Source organism: Rhizobium sp. CECT 9324 (assembly GCF_918741265.1).
Taxonomy (GTDB): Bacteria; Pseudomonadota; Alphaproteobacteria; order Rhizobiales; family Rhizobiaceae; genus Allorhizobium.
Genome location: NZ_CAKKMZ010000001.1, coordinates 408,466 through 425,195, shown reverse-complemented (window position 1 = coordinate 425,195; position 16,730 = coordinate 408,466). Strand labels below are relative to the sequence as shown.

Annotated in this window: 16 protein-coding genes; 10 read left to right on the top strand and 6 right to left on the bottom strand. The window is 58.3% G+C overall.

Annotation, left to right across the window (positions count from 1 at the left end; all coding sequences use genetic code 11):
• Nucleotides 1-17: 17 nt before the first annotated feature.
• Complete coding sequence (locus LQ231_RS01970) at nucleotides 18-839, bottom strand: pyruvate, water dikinase regulatory protein (protein WP_230170084.1); 822 nt, start codon at nucleotides 837-839, stop codon at nucleotides 18-20.
• 404 nt (nucleotides 840-1,243) lie between these two features.
• On the opposite strand from LQ231_RS01970, the gene hemE reads away from it, so the two are divergent.
• The 8 genes from hemE (at nucleotide 1,244) to LQ231_RS01930 (ending at nucleotide 9,922) form a co-directional block, all read left to right on the top strand.
• Nucleotides 1,244-2,275, top strand: a complete 1,032-nt coding sequence (gene hemE, locus LQ231_RS01965) for a uroporphyrinogen decarboxylase (protein WP_230170083.1) — start codon at nucleotides 1,244-1,246, stop codon at nucleotides 2,273-2,275.
• Between the two features lie 4 nt (nucleotides 2,276-2,279).
• Nucleotides 2,280-2,816: a protoporphyrinogen oxidase HemJ gene (hemJ, locus tag LQ231_RS01960; RefSeq protein ID WP_230170082.1), complete on the top strand. Its 537-nt coding sequence runs from the start codon at nucleotides 2,280-2,282 to the stop codon at nucleotides 2,814-2,816.
• A gap of 195 nt (nucleotides 2,817-3,011) precedes the next feature.
• On the top strand, nucleotides 3,012-4,277 hold the full coding sequence (gene rho, locus LQ231_RS01955) for a transcription termination factor Rho (RefSeq protein WP_007605643.1): 1,266 nt from the start codon (nucleotides 3,012-3,014) through the stop codon (nucleotides 4,275-4,277).
• Nucleotides 4,278-4,331: 54 nt separating this feature from the next.
• The gene (gene mnmE / locus LQ231_RS01950) at nucleotides 4,332-5,660 is read left to right on the top strand and encodes a tRNA uridine-5-carboxymethylaminomethyl(34) synthesis GTPase MnmE (protein WP_230170081.1); all 1,329 of its coding nucleotides are present in this window, start codon (nucleotides 4,332-4,334) and stop codon (nucleotides 5,658-5,660) included.
• Between the two features lie 40 nt (nucleotides 5,661-5,700).
• Nucleotides 5,701-7,572, top strand: coding sequence for a tRNA uridine-5-carboxymethylaminomethyl(34) synthesis enzyme MnmG (mnmG, locus tag LQ231_RS01945; RefSeq protein ID WP_230170080.1), 1,872 nt, complete (start codon nucleotides 5,701-5,703; stop codon nucleotides 7,570-7,572).
• Between the two features lie 14 nt (nucleotides 7,573-7,586).
• Nucleotides 7,587-8,207 (top strand): 16S rRNA (guanine(527)-N(7))-methyltransferase RsmG, encoded by a 621-nt coding sequence (gene rsmG, locus LQ231_RS01940; RefSeq protein WP_230170079.1) that lies wholly within the window; start codon nucleotides 7,587-7,589, stop codon nucleotides 8,205-8,207.
• A gap of 15 nt (nucleotides 8,208-8,222) precedes the next feature.
• Complete coding sequence (locus LQ231_RS01935; protein ID WP_113143731.1) at nucleotides 8,223-9,017, top strand: ParA family protein; 795 nt, start codon at nucleotides 8,223-8,225, stop codon at nucleotides 9,015-9,017.
• 23 nt (nucleotides 9,018-9,040) lie between these two features.
• Complete coding sequence (locus LQ231_RS01930) at nucleotides 9,041-9,922, top strand: ParB/RepB/Spo0J family partition protein (protein WP_230170076.1); 882 nt, start codon at nucleotides 9,041-9,043, stop codon at nucleotides 9,920-9,922.
• Here LQ231_RS01930 and holA read toward each other — a convergent pair.
• The 3 genes from holA to leuS are packed head-to-tail and all read right to left on the bottom strand — an operon-like array spanning nucleotide 9,919 to nucleotide 14,103.
• Nucleotides 9,919-10,965 carry a DNA polymerase III subunit delta gene (holA, locus tag LQ231_RS01925; protein WP_230170074.1) on the bottom strand — a complete coding sequence of 349 codons (1,047 nt, stop codon included), beginning with the start codon at nucleotides 10,963-10,965 and terminating at the stop codon, nucleotides 9,919-9,921. The two genes, LQ231_RS01930 and holA, sit on opposite strands and share 4 nt — an antisense overlap.
• 8 nt (nucleotides 10,966-10,973) lie before the next feature.
• Nucleotides 10,974-11,492 (bottom strand): hypothetical protein, encoded by a 519-nt coding sequence (locus LQ231_RS01920; RefSeq protein ID WP_230170072.1) that lies wholly within the window; start codon nucleotides 11,490-11,492, stop codon nucleotides 10,974-10,976.
• Nucleotides 11,482-14,103 carry a leucine--tRNA ligase gene (gene leuS, locus LQ231_RS01915; RefSeq protein WP_230170071.1) on the bottom strand — a complete coding sequence of 874 codons (2,622 nt, stop codon included), beginning with the start codon at nucleotides 14,101-14,103 and terminating at the stop codon, nucleotides 11,482-11,484. Before leuS ends, LQ231_RS01920 begins: the two co-directional genes overlap by 11 nt.
• A gap of 191 nt (nucleotides 14,104-14,294) precedes the next feature.
• Between leuS and LQ231_RS01910 the strand changes: the two genes are divergently transcribed.
• Entirely contained in the window at nucleotides 14,295-14,954 is a 660-nt protein-coding gene (locus LQ231_RS01910) for a YggS family pyridoxal phosphate-dependent enzyme (protein WP_230170070.1), read from the top strand.
• 84 nt (nucleotides 14,955-15,038) lie between these two features.
• Entirely contained in the window at nucleotides 15,039-15,482 is a 444-nt protein-coding gene (locus LQ231_RS01905) for a metallopeptidase family protein (RefSeq protein ID WP_113143725.1), read from the top strand.
• An 86-nt stretch (nucleotides 15,483-15,568) separates the two neighbouring features.
• Here the strand turns inward: LQ231_RS01905 and LQ231_RS01900 are convergent, their stop codons facing one another.
• Both LQ231_RS01900 and LQ231_RS01895 read right to left on the bottom strand, forming a co-directional pair.
• On the bottom strand, nucleotides 15,569-15,775 hold the full coding sequence (locus tag LQ231_RS01900) for a DUF1737 domain-containing protein (RefSeq protein WP_113143724.1): 207 nt from the start codon (nucleotides 15,773-15,775) through the stop codon (nucleotides 15,569-15,571).
• Entirely contained in the window at nucleotides 15,772-16,695 is a 924-nt protein-coding gene (locus LQ231_RS01895; RefSeq protein ID WP_230170069.1) for a CoA ester lyase, read from the bottom strand. The genes LQ231_RS01900 and LQ231_RS01895 overlap by 4 nt, the downstream gene beginning before the upstream one ends.
• Nucleotides 16,696-16,730 lie beyond the last annotated feature (35 nt).

Genomic DNA, 16,730 nt, shown 5'->3' with positions numbered 1-16,730 from the left:
CAATTGGCTAGATTCGCTTAACGCAGCTTCGGCCGGAGGGCAACGATGGCAGCGGCCGTTTCCTCGATCGACCGGCGGGTGACATCAATGATCGGCCAGTTGTTGCGCGCGCAGAGCGACCTGGCATATTTCAATTCTTCGGTGATCGAGGCGCGGTCGACATAATCACTGCGATCATATCCGGCGGTGGTTCCGAGAATCCGGTTTTCGCGCACCTGGGAAATACGATCGGATGTCGCGATCAGTCCGACAATCAGCGGACGTGTCGCCGAAAGCAGACTATCCGGCAGTGACACACCCGGGACAATCGGGATATTCGCCGTCTTGATGCCGCGGTTTGCGAGATAGATGCTGGTGGGCGTCTTCGAGGTCCGGCTGATGCCGATGATCACCACGTCCGCCTCGTCATAATCCTCCGGCGCCTGGCCGTCATCGTGGTCCATGGTGAAGTTGAGCGCCTCGATGCGGGCAAAATATTCGGCATTCAAGACATGCTGCGCGCCCACACGTCCACGCGAAGGCGCCCCGAGATAGGTCTGGAACGTCTCGATGATCGGGGCCAGGACGTTGACGCAGGGCAAGCCAAGTTCGCGACAACTCGTCTCTATCCAAGCGGCCAAATCCGAATCGACGATGGTGTAAAGAACGATGCCTGGTTCGCGGTCGATTGCCTCGATCAGCGCATTGATCTGTTTCTTGCTGCGGATCAGCGGATAAACGTGCTCGATCGCGTTGGAGCCGCGAAACTGTGCCGCCGCCGCGCGGCCTGCCGATATCAGCGTTTCGCCGGTGGAGTCAGAAATCAGGTGGAGATGGAAGAAGTTTTTCCGGTTCTCCACGATGTTCTCCGCCGCCTGTTGATAATCCGGGATAAACACAGCTAGCGGTCGAGGCAGCCGATAGGCAAGGGGAAAAGTGCCGATTTATCCACAGTTGGCTGCACCGATGCCTGCACAATTGGGGGGCTGTGGATTGTGTTAAGAAGTCGCACCTGCCAAGCGCATGCCGGACTTTATCCACAGAACGGGCAATTCCGCATCGTCCCCCATCCATCTGAATCCGTGGGTTAATTTGATGTTATCCCCAGAGACTGGCTGTTTCACCCTGGCGATAGCGCGAAGGTCGTGGAAGTTGGCAACGAAGCGGCACAACCGGTGGAGCGGCTTTAATCCTTGATCCCCACAGACTCTTAGAAATAGAAGAAGACTCTATATATCTTTTCTTTTTTGAAAGGGCCTTGGCCTTGAGCGCTCCGAACCGTAAAGTCCTTGAAGTCCTGAACGGAAAGACGGTCTCGCCCCCGCCAATCTGGCTCATGAGGCAGGCAGGACGATATCTTCCCGAATATCGTCAAACGCGGCAGAAGGCCGGCAGTTTCCTCGATCTCTGTTATTCGCCTGAATTTGCCACCGAGGTTACCCTTCAGCCGATCCGTCGTTATGCGTTTGATGCGGCCATCCTGTTTTCCGACATTCTCGTCATTCCCGATGCATTGAAGCGCAATGTCCGCTTCACCGAAGGGCATGGACCACAGATGGATCCCATCGATGTCGACGGCATCAATGGTTTGCGAGAGGACGGCATTCTCGATCACCTGAAGCCGGTCATGGAGACCGTCACACGACTGCGCCATGAACTGCCTGAGGAGACGACGCTGCTGGGTTTCTGTGGAGCGCCGTGGACGGTGGCGACCTACATGATCGCGGGACACGGAACCCCGGACCAGGCCCCCGCCCGGCTGTTCGCTTACCGCCATCCGGAGGCTTTCCTCCGGCTTCTCGATTTCCTGGCGGATGTTTCGGCCGACTATCTTGTCGCGCAGATAGATGCCGGGGCCGATGCCGTGCAGATCTTCGATTCCTGGGCCGGTGTGCTGGGCGAGGCTGAGTTCGAGAAATTCTGCATCGCACCGGTTGCGCGGATCATTCGTTCGGTGAAGTCGCGCCGTCCATCGGCCAAGATCATCGCTTTCGCCAAGGGTGCCGGCGTTCTCCTGAAGACCTATCGGCAGAAGATCGATGCGGATGCGATCGGTCTGGACTGGTCCGTACCTTTGAGCTTTGCCGTCGAGCTGCAGAAGGAAGGCCCGGTGCAGGGCAATCTCGACCCGATGCGGGTCGTCGCCGGCGGTGACGCTTTACGCGAAGGTATCGATGCCATTCTGCAGGCGCTGGGCAATGGACCGCTGATCTTCAATCTCGGGCACGGAATCACACCGCAGGCCAATCCGGATCATGTGAGCGACCTGGTCAATCAGGTGCGACGAAACGGGTGAGACGATGGAAAAGCAGACAGATCGCAATCCAGGTCGCCGAGCGGCTGGCAGAGCGGCCGGCGCATTGGTTTTCTTCGCGCTGATCGCTTCGTCCGTGATGATTTTCGGTGCCGACGAAGCCTATCTCTGGATTAAGGCTCTGCATGTCATCGCGGTGATCTCATGGATGGCGGGCCTGCTCTATCTGCCGCGCCTCTTCATCTACCACGGTGACTGTGAGCCGGATTCGGACCAGGCGCGGACATTTGCCGTGATGGAAAGCCGGCTGATGGGCGTGATCATGAACCCGGCGATGATCGTCAGCTGGGTTCTCGGCCTCTATCTTGCGTGGTCGGTCTATGGATTTCAGGGCGGTTGGCTGCATGCAAAGCTTGCGGCCGTGGTCCTGCTCTCAGGCGCGCATGGATATTTTGCCAAAGCTGTCCGCTCGTTCGGTCGGGGAAATTACGTTGGCAATGCCCGCCATTGGCGTCTGATGAACGAAGTTCCAACGCTCCTGATGATCGCCATCGTTGTGTTTGTCGTGGTCAAGCCATTCTGACCCAGACGGTGTTTCGCGGTTTATTTTTACAACTGTCTGGTTTTCGCTTGCGGTGAAATCGCTGACCCGCTATTTTCGCGGCACCTCATCTTTTGGCTTGCGTAACATTCAGTCATTTGCGGCACATCGCGATCGTACCGAATTCCATCAGCTCGCCGTTCCCCATAAAATAAAAACCTGACGTGGTCCCTCTTCATGGCTGAAATGAAGCTACAAGAACTCAAAAGCAAATCGCCTACCGATCTGCTGACTTTTGCCGAATCGCTCGAAGTCGAAAACGCAAGCACCATGCGCAAGCAGGAGCTGATGTTCGCGATCCTGAAAATGCTGGCGAGCCAGGACGTGGAAATCATCGGCGAAGGCGTCGTTGAAGTTCTCCAGGATGGTTTCGGCTTCCTACGCTCGGCAAACGCCAACTATCTGCCAGGCCCGGACGACATCTATATTTCACCGTCGCAGATCCGCCGATTCTCGCTGAAAACCGGCGATACCGTCGAAGGTCCGATCCGTGGACCCAAGGAGGGCGAACGTTATTTCGCACTGCTCAAGGTCAATACGATCAATTTCGAAGATCCTGAAAAGATCCGCCACAAGGTCCACTTTGACAACCTGACGCCGCTCTATCCCAATGAGCGCTTCAAGATGGAACTCGATATTCCGACGACGAAGGATCTTTCGGCACGTGTCATCGATCTCGTGGCGCCACTCGGCAAGGGCCAGCGCGGCCTGATCGTCGCACCGCCTCGTACGGGTAAGACCGTTCTCCTGCAGAACATCGCCCATTCGATTACCGCCAATCATCCGGAATGTTATCTGATCGTTCTGCTGATCGACGAGCGGCCGGAAGAAGTGACCGACATGCAACGTTCGGTGAAGGGCGAAGTCGTGTCTTCGACCTTCGACGAACCGGCCGTACGCCACGTACAGGTCGCCGAAATGGTCATCGAGAAGGCGAAGCGCCTGGTCGAGCATGGCCGTGACGTCGTCATTCTGCTCGATTCGATCACCCGTCTCGGACGCGCCTATAACACCGTTGTCCCGTCTTCCGGTAAGGTTCTGACCGGTGGTGTGGATGCCAACGCCCTGCAGCGTCCGAAGCGTTTCTTCGGTGCGGCGCGTAATATCGAAGAAGGCGGGTCACTGACGATCATCGCGACCGCCCTGATCGATACCGGCAGCCGCATGGACGAAGTGATCTTTGAAGAGTTCAAGGGCACGGGTAACTCGGAAATCGTGCTGGATCGCAAGGTTGCCGACAAGCGCATCTTCCCGTCGATGGACATTCTCAAGTCCGGTACGCGTAAGGAAGACCTGCTCGTACCGCGCCAGGATCTGCAGAAGATCTTTGTCCTGCGCCGTATCCTGGCACCGATGGGAACAACCGATGCGATCGAGTTCCTGATCGACAAACTCAAGCAGACGAAGAACAACGGCGATTTCTTCGACTCGATGAACACTTGATCAAAGACCGGCCTTCGGGCCGGTTTTTCGTTCAGCCCCAGGCAGATCATCTGCATGACACCACCTCGCGACACGATATTTGCCTTAGCCTCCGGTAGTCTACCTGCTGGGGTTGCCGTGATTAGACTGAGCGGACCTGAGGCACTGTCTGTGGTCACCCGGATGGTCGGAGACCTGCCGCAACCCCGTACCGCCGCCTTGCGCACGATCCGGGGCATTGACGGGACGGTGCTGGATCGCGGGCTAGTCATCGCGTTTCCAGGACCGAATTCCTTTACCGGCGAGGACTGTGTCGAATTGCACCTGCATGGCGGCAAAGCGTTGGTGGCGGCCACACTCAGCTCATTAGCCGGATTCAATTCCTGTCGCCTCGCGGAAGCGGGAGAGTTTTCGCGGCGCGCTTTCGAGAATGGCAAGATGGATCTGGTCGAAGTCGAGGGTCTAGCCGACCTGTTGGCAGCCGACACAGAGATGCAACGGCGCCTCGCAATTGAACAAAGCAGCGGCCATCTGTCTGCGCTCTACGAAGGCTGGCGCGAACGCCTGATCTTCTGCCGCTCGATGATCGAGGCCGAACTCGATTTCAGCGATGAAGGTGATATACCCGGGGCAGTGTCCGATCGGGTCTGGCGGGAGGTCGAGGTGCTGATCGCCGAACTGAACCAGGCGCTGGCGCAGTTGAAGTCGGGTGAAATCATCCGTGACGGGTTCAAGGTTGTTATCGCCGGTCAACCGAATGCAGGCAAGTCCAGTCTGCTCAATGCGCTCGTCAACAGGGACGTTGCGATCGTCACCCACTTCGCCGGCACGACGCGTGACATACTGCATTGTGAGATCGACTTGTCTGGTTACAAGGTCCATCTTTACGATACAGCGGGATTGCGTGACACTGACGAGCCTGTAGAACGCGAGGGTATTCGCAGGGCCTTGCTATCCATCGAAGATGCCGATCTCGTGCTGCATCTTGTTGATTTGGCGACGGCCGCGGAACCGCCGGCCGTGATAAAAAACGCTCATGTTCTGACCGTTGGCACGAAGGCTGACCTTGCCGACATCGATTCGGCAACGATACAAACTCTGGATCTCGTCATTTCCACGTCAGACGGATCAGGTCTGAGCGAACTCCGGTCACGGATACTTACGGAACTTGATGCCCGGGTTGATGTCAACAGTCTTGCAATTCCCAGTCGATTGCGGCATGCACAGCTTCTGACAAGCGCATGCGGGCATCTCTTGGATGCGATGCACGGTATTGGTCTTCCCCTGGAGATCAGAGCAGAGTCGCTGAGGCTGGGGTCGGAAGATCTCGCACGCGTCACAGGTCGAATCGATACCGAAACACTTCTTGGCAAGATCTTCTCGGAATTTTGCGTCGGCAAGTGATTCACGTGAAACAAATACCAGTTTACGCGGACTTGATGCCATGGAAAACCAGAGGTTTGATGTAATTGTCGTCGGTGGAGGTCATGCCGGCACCGAAGCGGCTGCGGCGGCGGCCCGCATGGGCGCGCGCACGGCCTTGGTGACACACCGGCGGGATACCATTGGGGCGATGTCCTGCAATCCGGCTATCGGTGGCCTGGGTAAAGGCCATCTGGTTCGCGAAATAGATGCGCTGGACGGCATCATGGGACGCGCTGCCGACATCGGCGGCATCCAGTTTCGCATGCTCAATCGCAAGAAGGGACCCGCGGTTTGGGGTCCTCGAACGCAGGCGGACCGACGTTTATATCGGGAAGCTGTGCAGAGCTTGCTCAGCGCTACGCCCAATCTGACAATTATCGAAGGCGGCGTTGCACGCTTCGTTCGTAACGAATCCGAAATAAATGGCGTCGTTCTCGAAGACGGGCGCGAGATCATTGCCGCTGCCGTTGTGCTGACCAGCGGTACATTCCTTCGCGGCTTGATCCATATCGGCGATCAAAAGATACCGGCAGGGCGTGTCGGAGAGGCGCCGGCACTTGGATTGAGCGAGGATCTGCAAGATATCGGTCTCCGCCTCGGCCGCTTGAAGACGGGCACGCCAGCGCGTCTGGACGGCAGGACGATCAATTGGTCAGACTTGGAGATGCAGGAGGCGGATTCTGATCCCATCCCTTTCTCCTTTATGACGGATACGATCACCACGCCGCAAATTCGGTGTGGAATCACCCGAACGGTGGATGCCACGCATAAGATCATTCGCGACAACATCCATCGGTCTGCGATGTATTCGGGTCAGATCGCTGGTGTGGGCCCCCGCTACTGCCCGTCGATTGAGGACAAGATCAATCGTTTCGGCGACCGGGACGGCCACCAAATCTTCCTGGAACCGGAAGGCCTGGACGATCACACCATCTATCCCAATGGCATATCAACGTCATTGCCAGAAGATGTGCAGGAAGCCTTTATCCGCTCCATTCCCGGACTGGAATCCGTTTCGATTTTGCAGCCTGGCTATGCAATAGAATATGATTTCGTCGATCCGCAGCAATTGGAGCTCACCCTAGCGGTTAAAAGAGCCAGTGGTCTGTATCTCGCCGGCCAGATCAATGGCACAACGGGTTACGAAGAGGCTGGAGCACAAGGCCTTGTCGCCGGCATCAATGCTGCGCGGTATGCTGCTGGCCTGGAAGGTCAAAGCTTCAGCCGGACGGATTCCTATATCGGCGTCATGATTGACGACCTGACATCACGGGGCGTGGCAGAGCCGTATCGCATGTTTACCTCGCGGGCGGAATATCGATTGAGTCTTAGGGCCGATAATGCAGATATGCGCCTGACACCGCTAGGCCTGCAGCTTGGATGTGTTGGTTCCGCGCGCGCCGAGAAATTTTCACGCTACGAAAAGGCACGTCTCGACCTCAATCTTCTGCTGGCTGATTTAACCGCTTCTCCCAATGAGATGGCGGCCGCCGGAGTGCAGATTAACCAGGACGGACGTCGCAGAAGCGCCAGAGAAATTCTATCTTATCCAGATACACACTGGGCAGATATTTGCAGAGTTTGGCCAGAACTTGCTACAACTGACGAAAAGTTTGCAGAACTGGTCAGCATCGATGCGCTCTACAGCACTTATATCGCCCGTCAGGCGAACGATGTCGCGTCAGTCAGGGCGGAAGAGGAACGACGTATTCCGGACGGTTTCGATTACGACGAGCTCCCCGGCCTTTCGAATGAACTCAAGCAAAAACTTGCCCGGCATCGTCCCCAGAACATCGCTCAGGCCGCCCGGCTTGAAGGCATGACACCAGCGGCTGTTGCCCTGCTGATCGCGCATCTGCGGCGCGCGGACGATCTGAAACGCGCATCCTGATCGAAAGAGACTTTATGAAAATTCAAACGAAGCTTGATGTTTCACGTGAAACGCAGGAGCGCCTGCAGCGCTTCGCAGAGCTGTTTATGAAGTGGTCCGCCAAGATCAATCTCGTGGCTCCGTCCACCATCGATGCGCTGTGGACGCGCCACATCGCCGATTCATTACAGCTTCGAAACATTATAGCGGAACCCAAACATTGGATCGATCTAGGCAGTGGCGGTGGATTTCCGGGAATCGTCACCGCCGTGCTTCTTGCGGAACATGGACGCGGCTGGGTCGATCTGGTGGAGAGTAACAACAAGAAGTCCAGCTTTCTGCGGATGGCATTGTTGGAAACCGGTGGGCGCGGTGCAGTTCATCCGCTTCGGATCGAAGAAGCCGCAAATACGTTGCACCAGGCCGACGTCATTTCCGCGCGCGCGCTGGCCGATCTCGACCAGTTGCTGGTCTATGCCGAGCCCTGGGCAGACAGAAACCCCGACTTGCGCATGATTTTTCACAAAGGGCGGGATTACCAGGCGGAGATTGATAAAGCGCGTGGTCGCTTTGCATTTGATCTGGTAATACATCAGAGCGCTGTCGAGGCGGACTCCGTCATTTTGGAAATCGCCTCACTGAAGCGCAGGGGCTAACACTTCGGGTGCTGCATGGGTCTCGAGAAGAACCGTATCATTACTATCGCGAACCAGAAGGGTGGCGTTGGCAAGACGACGACAGCCATCAATCTGGCAACGGCGCTTGCCGCCATCGGTGAGCGTGTGCTGATTGTCGACCTCGATCCGCAGGGCAATGCCAGCACGGGCCTCGGTATCGACAGGCGCAATCGCCGCCTATCGTCCTATGACGTGCTGATCGGCACGGAGACCGTGTCCCAGGCCGCGCTTGAGACCGCCGTTCCCAATCTGTCAATCGTGCCGTCGACTATGGACCTTCTCGGTTTCGAGATGGAGATTTCCCAGCAGGCCGACCGGGTCTTCCGCCTGAAAAAGGCACTGAACAGTGACGATGCGCGCGCCTACAGTTACATCCTGCTCGATTGCCCGCCCTCCTTCAACTTGCTGACCATGAACGCGATGGCGGCGGCACATTCGGTTCTGGTGCCACTGCAGTGCGAATTCTTCGCGTTGGAAGGCTTGAGCCAGCTGCTGGACACGATCAATCAGGTGCGTCAGACGGTCAACCCCACCCTCGATATTCAGGGCATCGTTCTGACGATGTTCGATTCGCGCAACAATCTGGCGCAGCAGGTCGTCAACGACGTTCGTGAGCACCTGGGTGACAAGGTCTATACAACGCTGATTCCGCGCAATGTTCGCGTCTCCGAGGCGCCTTCCTACGGCAAGCCGGCCATCCTTTATGATCTGAAATGCGCCGGCAGCCAGGCCTATCTGCAGCTCGCGTCCGAGGTCATCCAGCGCGAACGGCATCGTAAAGCGGCCTAACTTTTCTATAAGGGTCTGAGTATATGAGTGAAGACGTTTCGAAACGGCGCCTGGGTCGCGGACTTGCAGCCCTGATCGGGGAAATGGACCAGCCACTGCCTGCCGGCGATGCTCGGACGAGCATCAATCCTGATCGCATGGTACCGATCGAATTCGTTTCGCGCAGTCCGAAAAACCCGAGGCGCTATTTCGACGAATCCGAGCTTCAGGATCTGGCCGGCTCCATCCGTCAGCATGGCATCGTCCAGCCCGTCGTGGTTCGCACCACAAGCAGCGATCGCTTTGAAATCATCGCCGGCGAACGCCGTTGGCGTGCGGCGCAGCTTGCTGGTCTTGTCGAGATCCCGGTCATTGTCCGCGACGTCGATGACCGCACTGCGCTTGAGCTCGCGATCGTCGAAAACGTTCAGCGGGCGGATCTGAATGCGCTCGAAGAAGCGCTCGGCTACGACCAGCTGATTGTCGAACACGGTTATACGCAGAATGATCTCGGCGAAATCATCGGCAAGAGCCGCAGCCATGTGGCAAATAGCTTGCGTCTGCTGAAACTGCCGGAAGCGGTGCGCGACATGCTGGCCGAGGGAAGCCTGTCAGCCGGCCATGCACGTGCGCTGGTCTCGACGCCGGATCCCTTTGCGCTTGCCAAGGTGATTGCATCGAAGGGCATGTCGGTTCGTGACGCCGAAAAGCTCGCCCAGAACCATATCAAGGCGCAGAATGCCCCTCCCCCGGTCGAAAACCGCGATACTAAGGATTCCGACACGATTGCACTTGAGCGTAGCCTGACAGACCGGCTCGGCCTCGCCGTGTCGATTAATCACAAGGGCGGTTCCGGACAGTTGAAGATCAGCTACAAGACACTTGATCAGCTGGAAGAGATTTGCCGGTTGCTGGAAGCCCGTTAAGCCTTGCGATTGCGTCGCGCTGATTGCAGCGTCGTCGCAAGCAGAGTTTGAATGGCGAGATTGTCCTCCAGCGCCGCTCTCTGTCGACTCTGGAAAATCGCTGCATTCAAACGACTTGCTTCGCGACCCAGGTCCTGACTGTTCCAGTTCCGTAACGTTTTCTCGATCACCGGCTTGCGTTTGAAATGAATGCCGCGCCCGAGTGTCTGCATGACCTGGGAGGGTTGCTGCTGGCGTTCCTCCATCTCGATACGCATAGCTTCAAGCTGTTGAAACTGCTTCATGCAGGATTGGAGTACGAGGAAGACAGCGGTCTTGGAGGCCACGACCTTCTGGATGGCGTGCAGAAAGCCATCCGGATCCCCGCTCAAGACGGCGTCAACCACCTCATCGGTCGATATGGCGCTGGCGTCGCCAACGATATCGAAGACGTGCTGCTCGTCAACGACGGGTTCGTTCAGGCAATAGAGCATCAGCTTGCGCACTTCGTTGCGTGAGGCGATGCGATCGCCGCCGATCGATTCGAGCAGAAGTTCACGCGCCGCCGGGGTGATCCTGAGATTGGCCGAGGATAACTCGCTGTCGATCAGTGCATTCAACGCCCTTGCATCGTCCTGGTAACAGGCAATGCAGGCGATCGAGCGCTCGCCCTCTGCCACCTTGCGCAGGCCAGAGCCCTTTTTCAGGTCGCCGGCTTCGATGATGACGTAGCTGCCTTCCGGCGGATGCGACCCGAGATATTGCAGCCCGTCCACCAATGATTTTTCGTTGGCGGCACCGCGGATCCAGATCAGCTTTTCGCCGCCGAACAGGCCGAATGCGTTGACCTCGTCGAGAAGTCTGCCGGGGTCCGATTGCAGATCCCCGACGTCAAGTCGTATCAAGGCAAAGCCATCCTGCAGGTCGACACCGGTCGTCTTGGCGATCTGGCTGGCGCGTTCGTTCACAAGCCCCCGGTCTGGCCCATAGATGACAAAGACCCGGTAGTGTCGGACGGATTTCTGCAGGAACCCGTCAAACTCGTGCGACTTGATCTCTGCCATGGCGCGGCTCAGCGGCCCAGCGCGATTGCAAGATCCGCATAGACCAGTTCGGCAAGTTCGCGGGCTGCGCGATCCTCGGCGTCGCGAACGGCGCGGATCTTGGCGAATTCCTGCTTCGGATAATCGAACAGCGCGACGCTTTCGCGGCGGCCGGCCTTCAACACCGTGTCGTCGGAGATTCGACGGATATTGTAGGTCGCGCTGACGACTGCCCGACCGGCATTCGGCGTGTCCGCCGCTTCGTCGAGCAGGATGCCCGCGACCGAACTCTGAACGTCAAGCTGGACCCTGTATTGCGGGGTCGCGCTCTCGCCGGATCCACCGCTTGTCAGAAAAATCAGCCGGTTGCGGGTTTCGAGCCCGACACGCCCGTTGGCGGGCGAATAGGCGATAGCGGCCAGCGCCTCGCGGGTCTGGCCATCATCATTGTTGTAAAGCGGCCGCGCCTGGCAACCTGCGAGAAGCAGCGCTGCGCCGATCAAGAGCGAACGACGAAGCACCGTGGAAGCTTGCTGATTAGAGAACAATATTCACAATCCTTAGGGGAACGACGATGATCTTCTTCGGAGCCTGACCGTTCAGGGCAGCCTGCACGGTCTCCAGGGCAAGCACCGCTTCGCTGACGGCATCTTGATCCGCGTCACGGCTGATTGTCAATTCGGCGCGCTTCTTGCCATTGATCTGGACAGGCATGGTCACGTCGTTCTCTGCGACCAGTGCTTCGTCGTATTGAGGCCATGCGGTCTCGGCGACAAGACCGCTGCGGCCGAGCACAGTCCAGCATTCTTCGGCCAGATGCGGCGTCATCGGCGCGATAAGCTGCACCAGGATTTCCGATGCGTTGCGCATCGCAGCGGTCAGACCGGCATCAGCGGTTCCGGTCGCTACCGTTGCCAATGGGGCCGCCAATGTGTTGACCAGTTCGTAGATGCGCGCGATCGCCTTATTGAAGGCCAGCTTGTCGAGATCGGATTGAACCGCCTTCAACGTCTTGTGCGCGGCTTGAGACACGGCCAGACCAGCGCCATCCTTAGCCGGATTCGCCGGCACGGATTTCAGATGGTCGGCGGCTTCGCCGATCAGGCGCCAGACGCGCTGGACGAAACGATGCGCGCCTTCAACGCCGGATTCCGACCAGATGACATCCCGATCCGGTGGCGAGTCCGACAGGACGAAGAAGCGGGCGGTGTCGGCACCATAGGACCCGATAATATCGTCCGGATCGACAACATTCTTTTTCGACTTCGACATTTTCTCGATCGAGCCGATCTTGGCCTCGACGCCATTGCTGAGCAGGAAGGCGCGGCGCAGCCCGTCGGTTTCTTCGATGCGCAGATCAACCGGCGCCACCCATTCGCGGGTCAGGCCTTCGCCGATACTGTAGGTTTCATGCACAACCATGCCCTGGGTAAACAGGCCCTTGAAGGGCTCCTTCACATCGACATGGCCGGTTTCGCGCATCGCGCGGGTGAAGAAACGCGAATACAGCAGATGCAGGATCGCATGTTCGATACCGCCAATATACTGGTCGACGGGCAGCCATTTGTTGGCAGCCTGCGGATCCGTCGGATTGTCCTCCCAAGGCGCCGTGAAGCGGGCGAAATACCAGCTCGAATCGACGAACGTATCCATGGTGTCGGTTTCACGACGCGCGTCCTTGCCGCAATGCGGGCAGGCCACGTGGCGCCAGGTTGGATGGCGATCGAGCGGATTGCCCGGCTTGTCGAAAGTCACGTCATCGGGCAGCTTAACCGGAAGGTCCTTCTTCGGCACCGGCACGACGCCGCAGTCATCACAGTGAATGACCGGGATCGGGCAACCCCAATAACGCTGGCGCGAGATACCCCAGTCGCGCAGGCGGAAATTGACCTTGCGCTCGCCCTGGGCGGCATTGCCGAGGGTCTGTTCGCTCAGGCGCCTGGCGACTTCTTCGAAAGCTTCTTGCGTGCCGAGCCCATCGAGGAAACGGGAGTTGATCATCACGCCATCATCGACATAGGCGGTGTCGCCGATCTCGAAGCCGGCGGCATCGCCATCGCGCGGCATGACCACCGGCACCACCGGCAGATCATATTTGCGGGCGAAATCCAGGTCACGCTGGTCGCCGGACGGGCAGCCGAAAATGGCGCCCGTGCCGTAGTCCATCAGGACGAAGTTGGCGACATAGACCGGCAGTTCCCAGCTCGGATCGAGCGGGTGCTTCACCCTGATGCCGGTGTCGATGCCCTTCTTTTCTGCCGTCTCAAGCGCTGCCAACGAGGTTCCCGCATGGCGGCATTCCTGGCAGAACGCTTCGACTTCAGGACTTCTTTCGCCGGCTTCCTTTGCCAGCGGGTGGTCGGCTGCGATCGCGAGGAAGGAAGCGCCGAACAGGGTGTCCGGACGTGTGGTATAGACAGTCACGTCCGATTGCGTGCTGCCGGACGCCACTTCCCAGCGCACCAGCATGCCTTCGGAGCGGCCAATCCAGTTCTTTTGCATCAGCCGGACCTTTTCCGGCCAATGATCGAGCGTGTCGAGCGCGTCGAGCAGATCCTGGCTGAAGTCGGTGATCTTGAAGAACCACTGGGTCAGTTCGCGCTGTTCGACCAACGCGCCGGAGCGCCAACCGCGTCCGTCGATGACCTGCTCGTTGGCGAGCACGGTCATATCTTCGGGATCCCAGTTGACCTTGGAATTCTTGCGATAGACGAGGCCCTTTTCCATGAAGTCGAGGAAGAGGTGCTGCTGGCGCTGATAGTATTCCACGTCGCAGGTGGCGAATTCACGCGACCAGTCGATCGACAAGCCCATGGATTTCAGCTGGCCACGCATCGTGGCGATGTTTTCGTAGGTCCAGGCCTTGGGGTGGACCTTGTTTTTCATCGCGGCATTTTCCGCCGGCATGCCGAACGCATCCCAGCCCATCGGATGAAGCACATTGTAGCCGCGGGCGCGCTTGTAGCGGGCCACGACGTCGCCCATGGCGTAGTTGCGCACATGGCCCATATGGATGCGTCCCGACGGATAGGGGAACATCTCAAGCACGTAATACTTCTCGCGCTCATCATTGTTGTCGGTCGTGAAGACATTGTCTTCTGACCATTTCGCCTGCCAGCGGGGCTCGGCGTCGCGCGGATTGTATCGTTCGGTGGCCATGGATCGCATTTCCGGGATATCAATAAAAAGGAGGGCTGACCTTCACCACGAAACCGTCCAAGCGTCAAGTTTTCGGGGCAGTTTGCGTGACGGTGGAGAAGCGACTTGCCATGCGAATTCAGGCGCTTTAACGACTTTGACTTGAGAAGCTCCTGATCCGTCTGTCGGGAACGAGACTGCAAGGAGTTGTCATGTCGGTTGAACACAGATTGAGCGAAGTCCGCAGCCGCATGGCCAAGGCCGCCGCCGAATGCAATCGTGAGCCGGAGTCCATTTCACTTGTTGCCGTGTCGAAAACATTCGCGGCGGAGGATATCCGTCCGGTCATCGCCGCCGGCCAGCGCATCTTCGGCGAAAACCGAGTGCAGGAGGCGCAAGGCAAATGGCCCGTGCTCCAGGCGGAAACCACGGGGCTGGAGCTGCATCTGATCGGCCCGCTGCAGTCCAACAAGGCGGCCGAAGCCGTTGCGCTGTTTGATGTGATCGAAACGGTCGATCGCGAAAAGATCGCGCGCGCCCTGGCCGAGGAAAGCAAGCGACAAAAGCGGCCTCTGCGCTACTATATTCAGGTCAATACCGGTCTCGAACCGCAGAAGGCCGGCATTGCACCGGACGATGTGAGCGCTTTTGTGCGGCTATGTCGTGACGACCTGGCTTTGACGGTGGAGGGACTGATGTGCATTCCGCCAGTCGATGAAAATCCCGGACCGCATTTTGCCCTGTTGGCCAAGCTGGCGGCTGAAAACGGTGTCGAACGGTTGTCGATGGGCATGTCGGGCGATTTCGAGACCGCGATCGGCTTCGGCGCGACAAGCGTCCGGGTCGGCTCTGCCATATTTGGCAGCCGATAAACATAGCGGTTTATTCCGCGACCGGATTTGCTCTCGAAATGCGGCGGCGAAATACCTATATGTCTGCGGCAGTTAGGAGATCCAATGGCCCGCATTGACCAGACCGAAGATTGGCGCGAGCGCCATGCCCCGACGATCAGCACCTTCGAGTCGCTGGCAATCGAGGCTTATGGCCATCTGCCACAGGAGTTTCGCGCACTGACCGGCGAACTGATCATCGAGATCAGCGACTTCCCCACGGATGAGATCTTCGAGGACATGGCGCTCGAGACGCCTTTTGATCTGCTCGGCCTGTTCGAGGGGCGCGGCATTTCCGAACGGTTTTCCATGGAAACCGGAGAAATGCCGAACCGGATCACGCTCTATCGTCGGCCGATCCTCGATTATTGGGCGGAAAATGACGAAACGCTTGGCGATATCATCACGCATGTCCTGATCCACGAGATCGGCCATCATTTCGGCCTGTCCGACGATGACATGGAACGCATCGAGGAAAGCGCCGAGGAAGCGGCCGCCGAACAACGCTGAAGTCTTGTCCCTCCTGCGAAGGCGGGCAGTCCATGCAGATGGTGCCCATTGCCCTGTTCGGCCGGTCCTGTCGGGTCGGCTGGCGTTTACTGTTCGCCGAGCTTCATCGTAGGATCATAATCCTTGCCGTGCACGGTCTTCACCACCGCCTGGCCGCAATGCATCTGGTTGGTCGTGGCATTGAAGGACAGGCTCGGCGCGCCGTGCAGCTCCCAGCCCTTGTTCAGCGCATCGGTCACCCGATGACAGAAGTTTGCGTCGTCGGGACCGGTGAGGAAACGATAGACTTTCACGTTGGATTTACCTTTCTGTCTTGAATAACTTTAAGCTTGGCGAGCAGGCATTCCGCTTCGTCCAGGTGCAGCCGTTCGACCATGCGGCCATCCAAATTGATCACATTGAGCCCCGCATTGTCCGGCCGGGCAAAGGCCGAAACCACCAGCCGGGCCTCATCAATCTCTGTCATACTCGGACCGAATGCCGCATTGGCCGCGTCGATCTGGGCCGGATGGATCAGCATCTTGCCGTCGAAACCCATGGCCCTGCCCTGATGGCATTCCGAGGTGAAGGCCTCGCGATCGTTGAAATCGTTCGAGACACTGTCGATCACGTCGAGACCATAGGCGCGTGCCGCCAGTACCGCCTGCATCAGCCATGGCACCAGATAGGTCCGTCCCGGTGTTGCCGGCACGCCGGTCGCCTTGCGCAGATCGTTCAGCCCGACGACGAAGGCATCAAGCCTGGAGCCCGCCGTGCGACCGGACGCGGCAATCGCTGCAGCATTGAGGATGCCGCGCGGCGTCTCGATCATCGCCCAGATCCTGAGACCTTCCGCCGCACCGCGCTCGCCGATCAGGTCGGCCACGCTCTGCACCGCGTCCGGATCCTCGACCTTGGGCAGCAGCACGGCCTCGGGCATGCAGGCAAAGACGGCGTCCATGTCATCCTGGAAAAATGCGCTGTCGGTGGGGTTGACCCGGATGATGCATTCACGATGGTCCAGATCGGTATTCGCCAGGAAATCCAGCAGATTGGTGCGCGCCTCGGTCTTCTTTTCCGGCGCGACGGAATCCTCCAGATCGAAGATCACGGCGTCACAATCCAGCGCTGCCACCTTGTCGAGTGCACGCCGATTGATCGCCGGCACGGTCAGCACCGAGCGGCGAAGCTTGAAGGGATGCCTGGAAGTCTGGTTCTCACGAAAGGATGTCATGCTGCTGACTTCTGGCAAGCTTTGCCCTCTCGCGC